At 52.5% G+C, this 18078-nt stretch carries 14 protein-coding genes and 1 pseudogene; 9 read left to right on the top strand and 6 right to left on the bottom strand.

Annotation, left to right across the window (positions count from 1 at the left end):
- Positions 1-23: 23 nt before the first annotated feature.
- The 4 genes and pseudogenes from D7Z26_RS24345 to D7Z26_RS24330 all read left to right on the top strand — a co-directional run.
- The gene (locus D7Z26_RS24345; protein ID WP_233567183.1) at positions 24-1472 is read left to right on the top strand and encodes an ABC transporter substrate-binding protein; all 1449 of its coding nucleotides are present in this window, start codon (positions 24-26) and stop codon (positions 1470-1472) included.
- Between the two features lie 75 nt (positions 1473-1547).
- Complete coding sequence (locus D7Z26_RS24340; protein WP_325050473.1) at positions 1548-2453, top strand: carbohydrate ABC transporter permease; 906 nt, start codon at positions 1548-1550, stop codon at positions 2451-2453.
- Complete coding sequence (locus D7Z26_RS24335; RefSeq protein WP_120979637.1) at positions 2450-3325, top strand: carbohydrate ABC transporter permease; 876 nt, start codon at positions 2450-2452, stop codon at positions 3323-3325. The genes D7Z26_RS24340 and D7Z26_RS24335 overlap by 4 nt, the downstream gene beginning before the upstream one ends.
- Positions 3326-3732: 407 nt before the next feature.
- A pseudogene (locus tag D7Z26_RS24330) lies at positions 3733-3870 on the top strand (SDR family oxidoreductase); the annotation flags it as partial.
- A gap of 76 nt (positions 3871-3946) precedes the next feature.
- Here D7Z26_RS24330 and D7Z26_RS24325 read toward each other — a convergent pair.
- The 3 genes from D7Z26_RS24325 to D7Z26_RS24315 are packed head-to-tail and all read right to left on the bottom strand — an operon-like array spanning position 3947 to position 7419.
- The gene (locus D7Z26_RS24325; RefSeq protein WP_199731775.1) at positions 3947-5503 is read right to left on the bottom strand and encodes a DUF3369 domain-containing protein; all 1557 of its coding nucleotides are present in this window, start codon (positions 5501-5503) and stop codon (positions 3947-3949) included.
- 5 nt (positions 5504-5508) lie between these two features.
- Positions 5509-7011: a sensor histidine kinase gene (locus tag D7Z26_RS24320; protein ID WP_120979635.1), complete on the bottom strand. Its 1503-nt coding sequence runs from the start codon at positions 7009-7011 to the stop codon at positions 5509-5511.
- Between the two features lie 27 nt (positions 7012-7038).
- Positions 7039-7419, bottom strand: a complete 381-nt coding sequence (locus D7Z26_RS24315) for a hypothetical protein (protein ID WP_147423896.1) — start codon at positions 7417-7419, stop codon at positions 7039-7041.
- Positions 7420-7594: 175 nt separating this feature from the next.
- Between D7Z26_RS24315 and speD the strand changes: the two genes are divergently transcribed.
- The 4 genes from speD (at position 7595) to D7Z26_RS24300 (ending at position 10887) form a co-directional block, all read left to right on the top strand.
- Positions 7595-8398, top strand: coding sequence for an adenosylmethionine decarboxylase (speD, locus tag D7Z26_RS24310; protein ID WP_120979685.1), 804 nt, complete (start codon positions 7595-7597; stop codon positions 8396-8398).
- A 50-nt stretch (positions 8399-8448) separates the two neighbouring features.
- On the top strand, positions 8449-8604 hold the full coding sequence (locus D7Z26_RS27355) for a hypothetical protein (protein WP_158602428.1): 156 nt from the start codon (positions 8449-8451) through the stop codon (positions 8602-8604).
- Between the two features lie 130 nt (positions 8605-8734).
- The gene (locus tag D7Z26_RS24305; protein ID WP_120979633.1) at positions 8735-9919 is read left to right on the top strand and encodes an ROK family transcriptional regulator; all 1185 of its coding nucleotides are present in this window, start codon (positions 8735-8737) and stop codon (positions 9917-9919) included.
- Between the two features lie 20 nt (positions 9920-9939).
- A complete protein-coding gene (locus D7Z26_RS24300; protein ID WP_120979632.1) occupies positions 9940-10887 on the top strand; it encodes an ROK family protein in 948 nt (315 codons plus the stop codon).
- Positions 10888-11008: 121 nt separating this feature from the next.
- On the opposite strand, the gene odhB is transcribed toward D7Z26_RS24300, so the two are convergent.
- Together odhB and D7Z26_RS24290 are read right to left on the bottom strand one after the other, a co-directional pair.
- Positions 11009-12268: a 2-oxoglutarate dehydrogenase complex dihydrolipoyllysine-residue succinyltransferase gene (gene odhB / locus D7Z26_RS24295; protein ID WP_120979631.1), complete on the bottom strand. Its 1260-nt coding sequence runs from the start codon at positions 12266-12268 to the stop codon at positions 11009-11011.
- A gap of 5 nt (positions 12269-12273) precedes the next feature.
- Positions 12274-15162: a 2-oxoglutarate dehydrogenase E1 component gene (locus tag D7Z26_RS24290; protein ID WP_120979630.1), complete on the bottom strand. Its 2889-nt coding sequence runs from the start codon at positions 15160-15162 to the stop codon at positions 12274-12276.
- 309 nt (positions 15163-15471) lie between these two features.
- Here D7Z26_RS24290 and fliD point away from each other — a divergent pair, with 309 nt between their 5' ends.
- Positions 15472-16731: a flagellar filament capping protein FliD gene (gene fliD, locus D7Z26_RS24285; RefSeq protein WP_120979629.1), complete on the top strand. Its 1260-nt coding sequence runs from the start codon at positions 15472-15474 to the stop codon at positions 16729-16731.
- An 847-nt stretch (positions 16732-17578) separates the two neighbouring features.
- Here the strand turns inward: fliD and D7Z26_RS24280 are convergent.
- Positions 17579-17881, bottom strand: coding sequence for a hypothetical protein (locus tag D7Z26_RS24280; RefSeq protein WP_147423895.1), 303 nt, complete (start codon positions 17879-17881; stop codon positions 17579-17581).
- Positions 17882-18078: the final 197 nt, after the last annotated feature.

Genomic DNA, 18078 nt, shown 5'->3' with positions numbered 1-18078 from the left:
ATCGAGAGGGGATTGAACGTACGATGAAAAAAAGTATGCTGATTGGCGCGCTGGCGTTCGTTATCGTGCTGGCTGGGTGCGGAAGCGGCAAAAACGAAGGTAACGCGAGCTCGACGCCGCCGGCATCGACGACGGATGCAACGGACGGAAGCACTCCCGACGCGAGCACACCGGCGGCACCTACGCCGAATGCCGATCCCGTGAGCATCGTCGCTTACGCGTGGCCGGCGGACAAGACGGAAGAGAACGCGACGCTGGACGCTCGCATCAAACGGTTCGAAGCGAAGTATCCGAACGTTACGGTAACGCCGAAGTATTGGAAATACGAGAACACGGAAATCGCGATCAAGATGGCTTCCAACAGCGCGCAAACCGAGTTCACGACTTGGGCGACGGAAGCCCAGATGTTATCGAGCAAGAAATGGATTATCGACTTGACCGATAAGCTGAACGGTTGGACTTATGCTAAGGATCTGAACTCGGTCGCATTGGCGCCGTTCATCATCGACGGCAAAACCTACGGCATACCGATCGACGCATACGGCATGACGATTACGATCAACAAGAAGCTGTTCAAGGACAAAGGCGTAGAACTGCCGCCTCTCGATTGGACATGGGACGATATGCTAACTGCCGCCAAGGCGGTCAACGACCCGGCCAAAGGCATCGCGGGCTTCGTGCCGATGGGTAAGGGAACCGAATCCGGCTGGAACTGGACGAACTTCCTGTATTCCGCCGGAGGCGAGGTCGAATCCGTTGCCGATGGGAAAGTAACGGCCACGTTTAATTCGGAAGCGGGCCTTAAAGCTCTCCAGTTCTATAAGGATTTGAAAGACGCGAACGTCATTCCGAAAACCTGGGCGCTCGGTTACGGCGACGCATTGACATTGTTCAAACAAGGACGCGCCGCAATGGTGATGTGCGGAAGCGGCAACGCCCTCGACACCGCGATTAACCAAGGCGGACTTAACAAAGACGATCTATTGATCTACCCGATTCCTTCCATGACGAAGGGCGGCAAGCATATCGGTATCGCGGGAGGCAACTATAAGGTCATCAACGGCCTCGCTACCAAGGAGCAACAACAGGCGGCATTCGATTTCGTGGTCGACGAATATTTTACGGATGCGTATCTCGACTCCATCGATGCCCAGATCACTTCGCAAAAAGGGAAAAATCAAGTGTACGTGCCGCAGCTCATTAACTATTGGAACGACGACTCGGAGTATGGCAAGAAATACGAGGCGGTATTGGCGAAGCACGATAACGTCTACAAGTTCCCGGCAGAGCTTAGCCAACTGATGGAGTCCAAGAAGGAAGCTAGTTACGAGACGCAAGCGTATTACGGCGAGCTGGCGAACGTGATTCAGAAAGTGTTCACGAGCAAAGGCGACATCGATCTCCAGAAAATCCTGGACGACGCGGCGGCCAAAATTCAGAAAAACAACTTCGACAAAGTCAAAATCGAATAGCATCCGAGAGACGAGAGAAGGGTCTATGCTGATTCGCAGTATAGGCCCTGATCTATGAATGGAGAGTGTTGAACGATGGAGTTACAGCTGGAAACGCCCGTCGCGAAGCGTAAAATGGCCAGGAAAACGCGGGTGTACGCCACGGGGACGCTGTTCCTGTTGCCGGCCTTCGCCGTGTTCCTGATCTTTCTATGGGTTCCGATCTTCAAAGGCATATCCTACAGTTTCTATAACGTCGATTTCGTGAGCGGGAATACGTTCGTCGGCTGGGATAATTACAAAGAGGTTCTGAGCAACCCCGACCTGTACACGGCGATCAAGAACACGCTTGTCTATATGGGATTGGCGGTCGTCATCGGCTTCTGGGTGCCGATCGCGATGGCGATATCCGTGTCGGTTCTCAAGCGATTCCAATCGGTCGCCCGCATCATCGGTTATTTGCCTAGCATTATTCCGGCGATCGTCCTGTACGGAATGTGGCAATGGTTCTACGATCCGGTCGGACCGATCAACTCGTTCTTGAATTTCATCGGCTTGCCCAGCTTCGATTTCTATAGCAAAGAGCACGCCGTATTCTCGTTGATTATTCTGGAAACGTGGCAGAATTTCGGAAGCGCGACGCTGATCTATATCGCGGGTCTTGCGGCGATTCCCAAGGACCTGTACGAGGCCGCGGAGTTGGACGGAGCGGGCGTATGGGCGCGCATTCGTTACGTGACCCTGCCTAGCCTTAAGGGGCTTATCTTGTTATTGCTCGTATTGCAGCTGATCGCCACCTCGCAAGCGTTCCAGTCCCAACTGCTGATGTTCGGAGGAGGTCCCGATAACGCGACTCTGACGTACTTGCTGCTCACGACGCGGGAAGCCTTCACTTATATTAATTTCGGTAACGCCAGCGCGATGGGGTCGCTCATGTTCGCGTTCCTGGTCATCTTCACGGTCGTCACGCTCAAGCTGAGACGGGGAGGGGACGAAACATGAAGACGACGCAAGAGAGGGATCTCATGTCGCGATACGATTTCCGTAAGCCGGGAGTCAGAGCGGTATACGGAATCATGGTCGTTTGCATCGTACTCATCTCCTTGTCGATGTTGTATCCGTTCGTGAACACGTTTCTGAACTCCCTGAAGTCGACTAAGGAATTTTTCGCGTTTCCGGCGCCTTTTTTTCCGAGCCATTGGTTGTGGGGGAACTACAAAGAGTCGCTGACTTATTTGAACGTTGGCCTTCATTTCAAAAATACGCTGTTGATTTTCGCGGGGAGCGCTTTGTTCTCCTTGACGGTACTCGGACTCGCGGCGTTCGGATTGGCTCATCTGAGGGTGCCTTTCAAGAAATGGGTTGCCCTTTACTTTTTGTCCACGTTGCTCATTCCCTCGGCTTCGTATTTGATTCCGAACTTCCTGAATCTTAAAAATTTGGGCTTGCTCAATACGTATTGGGCTTATTGGCTACCGTCCGGCGCGAACGCCTTCTTCTTGCTGCTGCTGCGGAATTTCTTCGAAGGGATCCACAAGGAGCTGTTCGAATCGGCGCGTATCGACGGAGCTTCCGAGCTTCGAAGTTTCCTAGGCATCGCCGTTCCGCTGTCCGCTCCGATTCTAGTGACGCTACTGTTGCTAGGCTTCTCGAGCATCTGGAACGATTTCTACTGGTCCAGTCTCGTCATGCAAGAAGATAAGCTGCCGATCGCGGGAGCGATTTACACGAAGATCATCTACGCCGGCTCGACGATCAATTGGAACGTAAGATTCGCCATCCTGAGCATGACGCTGCTTCCGCCGCTGTTCGTGTTCCTGTTTTTCCAGAAGTACATCATCAGCGGGCTAAGCGTAGGCGCGGTGAAGGGTTAGTTTACGCGGAAAGCAGGCATTCCTCCAGCACATAGTGTGGGGTTATGCCTGCTTTTTTGCTAACTGGCTAGCTGAGAGCTATGTTCGAGCGGGAGTTAGTCGGTTAGGAGGAGTAACTGCTAGCTGAGAGCTATGTTCGAGCGGGAGTAAGTTTGTTTGGAGGAGTAACTGCTAGCTGAGAGCCATGTTCGAGCGGGAGTTAGTTTGTTTGGAGGAATAACTGCTAGCTGAGAGCCATGTTCGAGCGGGAGTTAGTTGGTCTGGAGAAGTAACTGCTAGATGAGAGCCACGTTCGAGCGGGAGTTAGTTGGTCTGGAGAAGTAACTGCTAGATGAGAGCCACGTTCGAGTGGGAGTTAGTCGGTTTGGAGGAGTAACTGTTAGTTGAGAGCCGCGTTTGAGTGGGAGCTGATCGGCTTGCATCCGATGGGACGGTTGGGCAGACCGGAAGAAGTCGCCAAAGCCGTACTGTTCCTCGCGAGCGCCGATGCCTCCTTTATCACGGGAACTACGTTGCTCGTGGACGGCGGATACATGGCACAGTAATGCGCCGCCATTCTTCGCGCCGCCGATCATGAAAAAAGAGAGCCCTCCGCGGGCTCTCATTTTCCATGTCCGAATATTAACTTCTCGCGTCCGTGTATTGGTCTCTGATCTTCAGAATGCTCGGCAAGTTCTCGAAGAAGATGTCCACGAGCTTCGGATCGAAGTGCTGACCGCTCTCTTCTTTGAAATAAGCGAGAATTTCATCTAGCGGCCAAGCTTTCTTGTAGACTCTCTCGCTGCCCAGCGCGTCGAAGACGTCCGCGATCGCCGCGATTCTTCCGTAAATATGAATGTCCTCCCCGGCCAATCCGTTCGGATACCCTTTGCCGTTATATTTCTCGTGATGCTGATGGGCGATAATGGCGGCCGTCTTGATGATATCGCGATTAGAATGGTTGAGCATGGCGTATCCGTGGTTCGTATGGTTCTTGATCGTCTCGAATTCTTCGGGCGTAAGTTTTCCCGGCTTATTCAAGATTTCGTCGGGAACGGCGACTTTGCCGACGTCGTGCATTGACGACGCGAGTCTGACGATCTCGGCTTCTTCTTCCGTGAATCCGTATTTCAGCGAAAGCAACTTAGAATATTCCGCAACGCGCTTGACGTGGTTGCCGGTTTCCTTGGACCGCGTCTCCGCGATTTCGCCTAACGTGAAGATGATTTCTTTCTGCGTGTTCTCGACCTCTTCGTTCAAATAAATGTTCTCGAACGCCACGGACACGTTGGAGCTATAGATCTCGATTAAATACCGGTTCCATTCGTTAAGCGGGACGGTACCCTCGAAGTAAATGACGTTCTCGCTGCCGGTCTTGCTCTGGAAATAACAAGTGAAATGATCGTCGAAGAAGCCGCCTTTTTTGTCCCGAAACGTATTCTCGATGCTATTCAGCACATGATGCGGCACTACGTCTTCGATTTTGTCGTTCTCGTTCGGAGCGTAGTCCCCGCTCGCGGCCAGAATATAGATTTTCTCCAGCCCCTTGGAGACGGCATAGCTGTTGCAATGGAGAGCGTTTTTATTCAGATTCAGGATCGACGTCAGCTGTGTCAGAACGCCGGAGGCGAATTTGCGCATCGACTTGAGCTCGAACAAGTCCGCGGAAGAATTAATGATTTTTTCCAAACCGATTTTGTTGTTTTCGATGACGATAATATCCCGATAGGAACGAAGCGCCGACATGACCGTCGTAAAAAGCTTCTGGGAAGTGAGCTCGGTTTTCTCTTTATAGTCGTTAATGTCGTATTCCGTGATGACCAGCTTCTCCGGAGCTTGTCCCGGTTGCCCCGTGCGCAGGATAATGCGAACCGAGGAGTACTTCAATTGTTCGCGAATATATTTCACCAGCTTTAAGCCGGTATCGTCTTGGTCCATGACGACATCGAGGAGAATAATGGCAACGTCGGGATTGTTCCCGAGCAGTTCCATCGCTTCGGTCTCGGAGTAGGCGCTAAGCATTTCCAGCCGTTTACCGTCGAACGTGAAATCCCCAAGCACCATCCGAGTCACGTTATGGATCTCCTGCTCGTCGTCCACGATGATGACCTTCCAGCCTTCTTTGTCGCTAACGGAATCGGCCTGTTCAGGCTCGTCGTCCGCGAAGAACAGAAAGTCGTCTTGTTGTTCGCTAACCATATGTTTCATCCCTCGTTCATAATAGGTATTTGGATAATAAAGTCCGTACCGGCTCCGGGGGTGCTCTCGCATCTGATCGTGCCGCCAAGCGATTGAGTGACCAGGTTGTAAACGATATGCATGCCCAGACCGGTTCCTCCGCCGGAGCGATTCGTCGTGAAGAAGGGATTAAAGATTTGCGTTAACACTTCTCTTGGCATGCCTTTGCCATCGTCTGAATAGTGGATCGTTGCTTCGTTTTTGTAGGAGGATGTATTGATCGTAATCGTACCTTCCGTATCCGCGTCGTAGGCATGGATAATCGAGTTCATGATGAGGTTCGTCACGATTTGCGAGATCGCTCCCGGATCGCTGTACACCTCGACGCCTTCCCGCCCGAGTTGCACGACGCGCAGTTTCGTTTTTTTCAGATTCGGTTGCAGACTGATGAGCACTTCCTGGATGTATTCCTTTACCAGGAATTTTCTCTTCGTCTCTACGGACCGGTCGACGGCTACTTGCTTAAAGCTGCGGATCAATTCCGAAGCCCGGTACAGATTCGTTTGAATCATTCCCGTCGTTTCGCGTACCGTCTTCAAATAATCCTCGAGGTCGGAACGTTTCATCTTGCTCTCCTGGAATAAGTTCTGGAAAGCCCTTGATTTCTCGTCCAAGTAGGAGGAGGCCGTCACTCCGATGCCGATAGGCGTATTGATCTCATGCGAGACGCCGGCGACGAGATTGCCCAAGGCGACCATCTTCTCCGATTCCACAAGTTGCTTCTGCGCGAGCTGGAGATCCAAGTATCGGCCTTCCAAGTTATGTACCATCTCGTTGAATGCGGAGGCGACCTCGTTGATTTCCTGGCTGGAATCGAGGTTCAGTTCCTTGTAATCGTCTCCATGCTTAACGGAGAGAGCAGCTTCGCGCAATCTTAAGAGGGGACGGATAAGCAGCTTGCGAATAATGAGGGAGAGGGAAACTAGCAAGATAATGGCGATCGAAAGTCCGACGACGATGATAAACGTGATGCGATTCCGGATCAGATTCGTGTTCTCGGAAGTATCCAACAACAGCTCGATCGCCCCGATCGTTACGCCGTCTTCCTTAAGCGATGTCATAAGCTTATCCTTTGGGATGCCGTCGGCGTCATGCCTAATGTGCTCCACGAGCGTTTCGTTTTTTGCCAGCAGCAACGAGTTCAAGAAGCCGGGAGGACTAGGTTTCCCTACAAGATCGCGTCCCGTCGAGGCGAGCACCTTGTCTTTGCCGTATAAGGTGAGTTGAAGGACGTTGCCGTTCTTATATTGGATATAATCGAAAATTTGCTGGACGTCCTCGATATTATGAGATTCCTCGTAGCGTCCGTTAATCGCGGTCGTCATTCCGTTCAACTGGCTGACGTAGGTTTCTTCGACGGAGCGTTGCAAGCTGTACGAATCGAACCAGACGATCACGGACATCAGAACGACGGTTATGGAGGTGACGAGAATCAGAATGCGGCTTTGCAGGCTAAATTGTCTAAGCACGGCAACGGTTCTCCTATAGGGGGAATATTATTTGATCTCGAAATCGAACGTCTTTGTCACGTCATAGGGGGTATGGTCGTTGTTGTGCAAAGATACTTTAATCGTGTGCTTACCGGGCGGAAGATCGGGAAACGTCTTATGCGCTTCCTTGACTGCGATTTTGTCCCCGTTGTCGAGGTACATATGGATATGTCCCTCCATGTCGTGGCGTGCCATTCCGTAATGCTCGGGAGAGATGGTCATATCGGTAATCACGTTAACCGTGACCTGGTTGCCTTCGACATCAAGTTTGACGTCCATCTTCGGCTGGTGAGCAGCATGTCCGTTTCGGCTGCCTGAAGTCGTTTTCGCTCCGCCGCAAGCGGTAAGCATTAGACAGCAGGCTAGCAACATACATAGGAATCTCATTTTCGCACCCCGTTTGAATAGTAGCTATCAATCTCATCCTATTATAAATAAATTCGTCCTTTTTTGTTGGAATATTTTGCCGAACGGTGGTGGAAACTTCATGGTATACGGACTAGCCCATGAATCGGATAAAGGTAATAGGGGTAATATGAGAGAAGAACGGGAGGCGACGACGATGCTAACGCCCGAACAGCGATTTACTTTGCATGGTTTTAACAATCTCACCAAATCGCTAAGCTTCAATATGTACGATGTTTGCTACACGAAGACGAAGGAAGAACGCGAATCCTATATCGCGTACATAGACGAGCAATATAACTCGGATAGGCTGACCAAAATCCTGAATGCCGTCTCCAACATTATCGGAGCGCATGTGCTCAACACGGCCAAGCAGGACTACGTGCCTCAAGGTGCCAGCGTAACTTTGCTCGTGTCGGAAGGTCCCGTCGTGGAAGTTCCGAACGAATCTTACGACCAGTCTCCTGGCCCTCTGCCGGGCAACGTCGTCTTGCAGTTGGACAAGAGCCATATTACGGTTCATACGTATCCGGAATATCATCCTAGCGAGGGCATCAGCACGTTCCGGGCGGATATCGACGTATCGACCTGCGGGGAAATTTCGCCGCTTAAAGCGCTGAACTACTTGATCCATTCGTTCGATACCGATATCATGACGATCGATTACCGCGTAAGGGGCTTCACGAGAGACATTAATGGCCACAAGCTGTTCATCGACCACGATATCAATTCGATTCAGAATTATATTCCTAAGGAGGTCATTCAGCAGTACGACATGATAGACGTTAACGTCTATCAGGAAAACATTTTTCATACGAAGTGCAAGCTTCGCGAGTTCGATCTGAACAACTATCTATTCGGATATTCGAAGGATATTCTGGACTCTCGGGAACAAGTCGAAATTACGCAAAAGCTGAAAGAGGAAATGGACGAAATTTTTTACGGGAAAAATATTAAATAAGGCGCTCCGATGTTGTAGAATGGATAAGTACAATGACAGGGGGCGAGCCCATGAGCCAAGAAGACGCGATCAAGAGAATTCTAGAGAAGAAGAAAGCCCAGCAGCAAGCAGGCGGCAAGCAAGGAAACTTCTCCTCCAACACGAAACAGATGAAGACGCAGATCCATAAAGTACAGAACAACCAGAAGCGGCGCACGGGCGTATAAGTCCGTTGCACCGCTTCTTTTTTATCTTTATACTGTAATTAGTCCAGTGAATGAAATAATACAATATAGATTGAATGGACAAGTCTAAGCCGTATCGCAAGCTGGCGATAATCGGGAGGGTAAACCTGCTATGAGAATCAAAGGCAATCTGCGATTAATGAAACAAATCAATACGGCAATGATCATGAACCTGCTTCATCGGGAAGGGCGGATTACGCGCGCGGAGCTGACGAAGATCACGAAGCTGAGCGCGACGACGGTGTCCGCGCTAATCGAAGAACTGATCGCCCAAAATTTCGTCGAAGAGGTGGGGGAGAAGATCACGGCGGGGGCAGGCCGCAGGGCGACCTACTTGCAGATCAACAAGGACGGCGGCTGCGTTATCGGCATCTCCCTAGGCAATAACTCCCTCATCTGCGCGGTCATGAATCTTCATGGACAGTGCATCACGGAATTCGCTACGAAGATTGCCATCGGCAACGATTCGCTTGCGGAGCAGATCGGCTCGGCGCTTCGGAACTGCATGAACCATGTCGGTACTTTAACCGCGAACAAAATCATGGGCATCGGCATCTCGACCCCGGGCATTATCGACGAGAGGGAGGAGACGGTGCTGTATTCCAGTCTATTGAAGCTGAACAACTTCAACTTGCGGAAGCAAGTGTCCGAGATTTTCCCTAACGTTCCGATCAAGATCGTGAACGATTCCAACGCGGCAGCATTCGCGGAGCATTATATCGGCGCCGGGAAGGACAAGAGCAGCTTGGTGTATTTGACGATCAACGAAGGCATGGGAGCGGGGATTATTCTGAATTCCCAGATCCACTCGGGTTTTCGCGGCGCGGCCGGCGAGATCGGACATATCCCCGTAGACCCGCAAGGCGAAATCTGCAATTGCGGTCAGCGGGGATGCGCGGAAACGGTGCTTACGAGTCCTTACATCGTGAGCAGATGCCGGGAGCTCGCGGCGCAGCAAGGCAAAGATGAGCCGCGGACGTTGGACGAGATCATCTCGATGTATGATGCCGGAGAGGCATGGCTGGAACCGGTATTCGATCGAATCACGCAAGTAGCAAGCTTGATGATCGCGAGCGCGGTTAATCTCGTCAGCCCCGAGGTCGTCATCATCGAAGGCTGGATCAACCGTTCCTCCAAGCTCTCGGAGCAAATCAAGCAAGGGCTGGAGAAGTTTCCTTTCTCGTTCCGGTTCGCAAGAGACCGCGTATTGGCAGCTTCTTTAGGAGAGAAGGGCGCGCTATACGGATCGGCTACGTTAATGCTGCAACAAATATTCAGCGCATCCGTGTTGAAGTAACCTAGAGGGGATAATCGGTTATGGAGAAGAAAGTTTATGTAGGCATAGATCTTGGCGGAACGAAAATACTCGCCGTCCTCCTCGACGAGAGAGGAAAGAAGCTGCACCAGGCGGAGACGGCCACGAACGCGAGCGAGGGCGCGGACGCCGTCATCGAGCGAATGATCGCGCTCATCCGGGAGGGTCTAGAACCGGAGCATCGATTGAAGAGCATCGGCGTGGCGACTGCCGGAACGTTAAACGCCGAAGAGGGGATCGTCGCCATGGCTTCCAATTTGAGATGGAATCAGGTGCCGCTAGGCAAGAAGCTTAGGCAAGCCTTCGGCGTCCCGGTCAGCCTGGAGAACGACGCGAACGCGGCCGCTTACGGAGAGTGGGCGGCGGGAGCTGGTAAAGGAACGAAAAATTGCGTATACGTCACAGTATCGACGGGGATCGGAACGGGCATCGTCAGCGCCGGCAAGCTGATACGTGGCCGGGATTCGAGCGCGGGCGAGCTAGGTCACATTACGCTGGATTGGAACGGCCCGCGCTGTGCATGCGGCAACGTCGGTTGCGTGGAGTTGTACGCGTCGGGAACGTCGATCGGCAGAAGCGCGCAACGGCTTGCGGCGGATAGGCCGGAAGAGGCTGAGAGGCTGCTGTCTCTCGCAGGCAATAGCCCGATCACTTCCCGACATGTGGCGGAAGCCGCGGCGGCGGGCGACGCGCTGTCGCTCGGCGTCTTGAAGGAAGCGGGCAGGGCGCTTGGAACGGGGCTTGTCAGCCTCATCCATATGATGAACCCTGAAGTCATCGTACTCGGTGGAGGAGCCTCTAGCATCGGCGAACCGTTGCTTCGACCTATGCGTGAAACGATCGACGATGTTGGAATTCCTTCTATGGTAGCGGGGGTGCGAATCGTTAGTCCGCAGCTCGGCAAAGAGGCCGGAGCTATCGGTGCCGCATTGCTGGTAGCTAACGCGTAAATCGTAGAGGGATTGAAGAACCGAAGTTAGAAGGCGATCGCAGCAAAAAAACCGTTTCGCAACCCGTGCATGAAGCGCGGGAGGCGAAACGGTTTTTTATTTAAGCATCGCTATCCGAGGATCAACCCTCGAGCAGCAGCGTTTCCGGATCTTCGAGCATTTCCTTGATCTTGACGAGGAATTGCACGGCTTCCGCTCCGTCTACGATTCTGTGATCGTAGGACAGGGCGATGTACATCATCGGACGGTTCTCCATGCGTTCGGCATCGATCGCGACCGGACGAATCTGGATTTTGTGCATGCCGAGAATACCGACTTGAGGCGCGTTCAGGATCGGAGTCGACAACAGGGAACCGAATACGCCGCCGTTCGTGATCGTGAACGTTCCGCCTTGGAGCTCGGACAATTCAAGCGTATTGTTACGCGCTTTGCCGGCAAGTTGAACGATGTTGCGTTCGATTTCGGCGAAACCGAGACGATCCGCATCGCGCAGAACCGGAACGACCAAGCCTTCTTTCGCCGATACGGCGATACCGATGTCGTAGTATTTCTTGACGATAATGTCATCGCCGCTGATTTCCGCGTTTAAGTGCGGGAATGCTTTCAACGCGCCGACGACCGCTTTCGTGAAGAAGGACATGAAGCCTAAGCCGACATCGTGTTTTTCTTTGAAAGCGTCTTTGCGGCGTTTGCGAATTTCGAGAATCGCCGTCATATCGACTTCGTTAAACGTAGTCAGCATCGCAGCCGTTTGTTGAGCTTCGACAAGACGTTTCGCGATCGTCAGGCGGCGACGGGACATTCGTTTGCGCTCTTCCGGTTTGTTCGAGTTGGAAGTCGGTTTATCGATCGCGGGAGCGGCTTTAGGCGCTTGTGCGGCTGGCGCGCTAGCAGAAGCCGTTCCCGCGTTGGCGACGTCGTTTGCGTGCACGCGTCCGATCGGATCGCGGGCGGTTACCGCGTTCAGGTCGATGCCTTTCTCGCGGGCTAGCTTTCTGGCTGCCGGAGTCGCAAGCGTCGAGCTGCCGTCGATAACCGCAGCTGCAGCGGCAGGCGTCGGAGCGGAAACGGGAGCCGGAGCGGCAGGAGCTGGCGGCACGCTTTCCTTTTGAGGTGCGGCGGCAGGAGCCGCAGCGGGAGCAGCGCCCGCCGCGCCGATTTTACCTACGGCATCTCCGATTTTGACGGTATCGCCTTCGTTCGCGAGAATTTCAGTGATGACGCCGTCTTGATCGGCGCTAATTTCCAGGTTTACTTTGTCCGTCTCCAGCTCGAGCAGGAGGTCGCCTTGATGGACTGCGTCTCCGACTTTGACGATCCATTTCGAGATCGTTCCTTCCGTTATGGACTCGCCCATGGCTGGTACGATTATGTCATGCATTGCTGTTACCTCCCGGATTTAATTGCCGTTTTCTTTTTCTGAACCAGCGCTTGATTAATAATGAATTGTTGTTCGAAAACATGGATTTGCTGATAACCGCTCGCGGGACTCGAACGTTTCGGACGTCCGTTGTAGCTGACGGTCACTTTGGACGTGTCGACTAACTCGCGAAGACGCGGCTCCATGTAACTCCATGCTCCCATATTTTTTGGCTCTTCCTGAACCCACAATACCTCGGAGAGGTTCGGGAAGCGATCCATGATGGCTTTAACCTCTTGTTTCGGGAATGGATACAGTTGCTCTACGCGCACGATATGCAACCAATCGCGGTCGATATCGGGCGTTTTGTCGAGCTCTTCCGCGAGATCGATCGCTACTTTGCCCGTGCAGAGAACGAGACGTTCCACGCGTTTGGCATTGGGACCGGTGCCCGGTTGTTCGATGACGGTCTGGAACGTGCCTTCGCTCAGCTTCTCCGCCGGTGAAGCGACATAAGGGTTCCGGATCATGCTCTTCGGAGCCATCATAATTAGCGGACGCGCTTCTTGCGTATTCAGGATCGAAGCTTGACGGCGAAGCAGATGGAAGTATTGGGCAGCGCTGGACAAATACGCGACCGTCCAGTTTTCTTCGCCCGACAATTGCAGGAAACGCTCCATTCTTGCGCTGGAGTGCTCCGGACCCTGGCCCTCGAAGCCGTGAGGCATGAGCATGACCAGGCCCGAACGCTGTGCCCATTTCGACTGTCCGGCGGAGATGAACTGGTCGATAAGCACTTGCGCGACGTTAACGAAGTCGCCGTATTGCGCTTCCCAGATCACCATTGTTTCCGGAGCGTATACGTTATAACCGTACTCGAGTCCGAGTACGCCTGCTTCGGACAACGGGCTGTTGTGGATAGCGAACGAAGCATTCGCTTCCGGCAACGCATGCAATGGGCAGAATGTGTCTCCCGTCTCCGAATCATGAAGAACGAGGTTACGGTGAGCGAAGGTCGCTCTTTCCACGTCTTGACCGCTCAATCGGATCGGCGTGCCGTCTGCCAGTATGGAGGCGAACGCGAGCGTTTCGGCTTGGCCCCAGTCGACTTTTTCCCCGTCGTTCAGCGCATCGGCGCGACGCTCGAGAATACGTTGCAGCTTGCCGTATACTTTGAAGTTCTCCGGCCATTTCAGCAAGTTGGAGTTGATCTGGCGCAGCTTCTCGATCGGCACGGCCGTAACCGGTTTAGGCGCGGCAGGGTTGAACTCCTTCGGATGCGATTGTTGGATCGGATTTCTCTGTTCCTGGCCTTTTACTTGTTCGTAGGCGGTTTTGAGCTTGTTTACGACGTCGCGCTTGATTTGATCCGCGCCTTCCGCCGACAAAGCGCCTTCGCGAACGAGTCTTTCCGAATACAGGCTCGCGACGGGAGAATGGGCTTTGACTTTCTTATAGATAAGCGGTTGAGTCGTTTCCGGATCGTCTGTTTCGTTATGGCCGTATCGGCGGTATCCGATCAAGTCGATCAAGAAATCCTTCTTGAACAGAGTGCGGTATTGGCTAGCCATACGGGCGACGAGGATACAAGCTTCCGGATCGTCGGCGTTAACGTGAACGATCGGAATCTCGAAGCCTTTGGCCAGATCGCTCGAGTAATGAGTCGAACGGGAATCATGGCTTTCGGTCGTGAACCCGATACGGTTATTGGCAATAATATGAATCGTTCCGCCGCTCATGTAACCTTTAAGGTTGCTGAAGTTCAACGTTTCGGCGACGATGCCTTCGCCGGAGAATGCCGCGTCGCCATGTATGACGATCGATGCGGCGGAGTCCAGGTTCTGTTCCGGGTAACCGGGTTTGCTTCTGTCTTCCTGTGCCGCGCGAGCGAAGCCGCCGACGACGGGATTCACGTACTCGAGATGGCTCGGGTTGTTGGCGAGGGTAATGCGCGTTTCAGCCGTTTGGCCGGATTGTACCGAGCGATTAGCTCCCAAGTGATATTTCACGTCGCCCGTCCAACCGTAGTTGATACCGATCGAACCTTCCGAAGGAATGAGGTTCTTGTTCGGCGAGTTATGGAACTCAGCGAAAATGTTGCCGTAAGGCTTGCCCAATACGTGAGCGAGCACGTTCAAGCGGCCACGGTGCGCCATGCCCATGGCAATATGACGGGCTCCGTCATTCGTGAGCTCGTGCACGATTTCGTCCGTTACCGGTATAAGCGATTCGATGCCTTCCGCGGAGAAACGTTTCTGTCCGACGAAGGTACGCTGAAGGAAATCCTCGAACTGCTCGGCTTCAAGCACTTTGCGAAGCAAAGATTCGCGCTCCGAAGCGAGTAGCTTCGTAGAAGGGATGACCGTTTCCGCTTGCTTGTTCAGCCATTTGCGTTCTTCTTCCGCATGTACGTGACCGAATTCGAACGCGATAGGTCCGGTGTAGATCTCGCGTAGCTTCTGCGCGGCTTCCCAAGCGTTATTAAACGCGTAAGGGGCATCTTCCCAGATGCAATCCGGAGGCAATAGCTTCAGGTCGTCTGCGGTTAACCCGTAAGTGGCGGGTTCGATCATTTCGGCGCTTGCTTGAGGGCTAAGGCCTAGCGGATCGATATCCGCAGCCAAGTGACCGAAAGCTCGTATATTCGAGGCCAGTTGGCCGGCTGCGATCGCTTTTTTGAGCATCGATGCGTCGAACGCCTTGGCGTTGCCTTGCGACAGTTCGCTTGCCGCGTTCGAGGTTGTGCTCGCGTCCGTGCGAGGAGGAGCTCCGTATTGCGCGAACAGCTCGCGATATTGCGGGCTCACCGCTTGAGGATCCTGCGAATAAATTTCGTATTGTTCTTGGATGTAGCCTAGGTTAGGACCGAAAAACTGTTGCCATGTCGCTTGCATTTTTTCATTGTCAACAGACATTTGTGCATCCCTCTGCATTCATGTTAGTCATACTATGGCGGGCAGGACAAATCTGTACGCGCCTGTTCTCATTCTAAATCATTTTTCTGTTCGGAAATAGACATTATTATGCATAGGAATGATCTATATAGTAGATCGATTCGCTCCTGCCCTCGTTAGAGGTTAGATTGCGCCATTTTGGAGGATTTGACTCTTCCCTTCCGGTTTGGATTTTTTTCGGTTTGGGGAATAGGTAGGAGGAGAGTTAGACGAATAAGACGAAGATATAGTGATTGGCATCCATTTTTATCCATTGGGAGTGATTTCAGGATGGCATTTCCTATTCGCAACGTAGGTTTTATGAGAAAAGTGCCGCGCGTATCTCCGATCGAACGAGCGTTGAGAGAACAGGAAGCCTACAGACAACTGGAGGACCCCTGGATAAGACTGTCGGAGTCGTATCCTTTTCAAGCGATAGCTAGGGAAGCGGCTTCCGTCATGGCGAGCTTTCTTCAGGCCGCTCAGGATGTAAATTCGAAGGCGAGCGGTTTTTCTTCAGCTTATCGGGAAAGAGAAGCGTTTTCTTCGGATTCTTCTACGGCGACAGCCGTTGCCTTGAACGGTGCTGCGATTCAACGTTATCGACTGGCCGTTCAATCGATTGCCGAGCCGCAGATTAATATAGGGAGAGAAGCATCTATCGAGGAACCCGCATCGGTTCATGTCGGCGCGAATCGAATCGCGATCACAATCGACGAAAGGACGACAAGGATCGATGTTCGGATAACCGGTACGGAAACGAACGGGCAGATGTTAGCGAAAATAAAAAGCGCGATAAACGCGGCCCGAACGGGCGTCACCGCAAGCATCGAGAACAAAAAGGACGAGGGAACGTCCAGACTCGAACTCGTAAGCGACAAGACGGGAACGAGACAGGCTTTCGCCTTTACGGACGAGATAGGTAATGTCGTCGCGGCAACGGGTATCGGATCGGTTATGCGAAACGCAGCCGACGCTTCGTATTCGTTAAACGGAGGCGCGATCAGGACATCTCAGACGAATGCGATCGAGTTGGAGAAAAGTAAAGTTTCGGCAACGTTAAGGCGGCCTACCGCTAACAAGGGGACCGATTCAATCGAGATCGCCATTCGACAGCATTCCGGCAAAGCGATCGAACAAGCCAGACAGTTCGTCGAGAGCTATAACGAGATGAGAGATCGGCTCGGCGAAGCGGGAGATTACGTGAACTCGGCCGTCACGAAAAGCTTGGATCAGGCGGTTGCGGTCGGCGCCGAAACTTTGGAACAGATCGGCATCCATGCGGCAAGCTTCGGAAAGTTGGTGCTGGATGAACAGCGGCTAGCGAGCAGTTTGCAACTCAGCTATGAGGAGACGAGCCAGGCATTCATCGGAAGCCAGGGTTTGGCCAGAAACGTGGAAAGATTAACGGCCAGATTCAACGAAGTGCCGGCAAACGGATTGCTTAATCAGAAAATGCAGGCTTTGCAATCCTTCTCCACGTATTCGGGTTCCATGTTACCTTCGCTGAAGCTTCCGGGCAACGGCTTGTTGGTCAACGGTATGGTTTGAGTAAGGTGAAGTGAAGGCTGACGGTTTAAGGAACGAGCGGCGAATGGTGACGGTTAAACCGCAATAGCTGGGGGGATTGACCGCTGAATGTTAGTGCGGCGATTGCCCGGCGACCGACGACCGATGACCGACGAAGAGAGATCGGAGATGAGCCTCGAAAGCTGATCGGCGACGAGCGTCGAAAGCCGACCTGCGACGAGCGTCGAAAGCCGACCTGCGAACCCGCGACGCTGGTCCAGCTCGACGTCTTGAATCATTTAGCGGCATTTATTGCCGCTATTACTTCAATTAAGGGGACTTCCTGTTGAATAACGTCCCTTATTGTCGCTAAAGTCATCTCCAACGGCGATTATAGCGATTTTCCACTCATATAACGGTAAAAGTTGCCGCTATCAGTCCCATTCCAGTCCTTAACCGATTTATAGCGGCATAAAAGACCGCTAATACTTCGAGGTGAGAATCGCTTCAATATACTTACACACGTATTTAGAAATTGAAGCTGCACCCTCAACCTAACTCGCTATAATCTCATTGACCTTTAAACTTTCACATCGACCTCCGAACCGTAAACTCTACATCCGAATCAAACATCGACCTCCGAAAAATCACAAATCGAACTCCGAACCGTAAACTCTACATCCCAACCATCACACATCGACCTCCGACCGTCACACATCGCGCGCTGATCTGCCTCATCTCTCAATCCGCCGAAATAGCGGAAACCTGTTCCGCTGTCAGCCTCGGGTTAGCCCAATTCGACGAAATAACGGAACCTCATTCCGCTAATGACCACCATATCGCCCAATCCACCGAAATAGCGGAAGTCTGTTCCGCTATTATCCATGCCTTAGCCCAATCCACCGAAATAGCGGAAGCCTGTTCCGCTATGAGCCACGCCATAGCCCAATTCGCCGAAATAGCGGAAGCCTGTTCCGCTATGAGCCACACCGTAACCCGATACGCCGAAATAGCGGAAGTCTGTTCCGCTATCAGCTTCGCCGTAGCCAGATACGCCGAAATAGCGGAAGCCTGTTCCGCTATGAGCCACGCCGTAACCCGATACGCCGAAATAGCGGAAGCCTGTTCCGCTATCATCCACGCCGTAGCCCAAGCCACCGAAATAACGGAAGCCTGTTCCGCTATCAGCCACACGCCGCAGCAACCTAATACGGTTGTCGAAGCTGATAACGCCGACTGCCGAACTTTTGCCCGCATTAATTGTCGCAATGGAGTTTGCTAAAGAGTGACGCGGGTACATCATCTCGTACAATTAGGTTGACTATTTATCGTATAAAGAGCATATTTTATACTACAATCATTAAAATAGTATAAATCGGAGGCGCGATC

The organism is Cohnella endophytica (assembly GCF_003628305.1).
Lineage (GTDB): Bacteria > Bacillota > Bacilli > Paenibacillales > Paenibacillaceae > Cohnella > Cohnella endophytica.
The sequence above is the reverse complement of the archived record's forward strand: the minus strand, read 5'-3'. Positions and strand labels throughout refer to the sequence as shown.